Annotated in this window: 1 pseudogene; it reads left to right on the top strand. The window is 50.5% G+C overall.

What is annotated here, in order from left to right:
• Positions 1–667: pseudogene (locus tag ASC50_RS02795) on the top strand (SusC/RagA family TonB-linked outer membrane protein); the annotation flags it as partial.

Below are 667 nucleotides of genomic sequence, written 5' to 3' on the forward strand. Positions count from 1 at the left end.
GGACAGCGCGTGACGGTGGGCGAAATTTTCAATCAGGTGATAGAAGCCAATCCTGTTGATTTTCCTGCCGTATTTACACCGGACGAAGCCCATATCTATACGCAGCATACGATGTTTGGTTCCCGTCCGACAAGTGGAAGTGCCTGGAAAACAAATCCATACGCCGAGATGGTGAAGGGATATGAATCGCGCGACGAAACGACGGTTACGGCACAAGCCACTGTTCTGCAGGATTTGAGTTTCATTACCGAAGGGCTGAAAGTGCAGGCAAAGATATCTGCCGGCACATGGAGCAAGTATGGCATGACAAGGAGTTATAAACCGTTTTTCTATGATGTGGAGTCTTACGACATTGTGACGGACAAATATCGCCTGTATCGCATCAACAACGATGGGACAACCTCGTTGGGTGATGCCGTCGCTGCCCGCAACACTTCTTCAAATTACTATGTGGAAGCCCGTGCGAACTGGGACCGTACTTTCGGCGACCATTCCGTTGGTGCCATGACGGTGTTTATGCTGCAGGAAAACCTGTTCAGTGTGGGTGGAGGTACCCTGGCTGCGACCTTGCCGGAACGGAACGTCGGCAATTCGGGTCGTTTAACTTACGACTCCGATGACCGCTATTTCGCTGAATTTGGGTATGGATATACCGGTTCCGACAAAT

The organism is Candidatus Symbiothrix dinenymphae, from assembly GCF_001431085.1.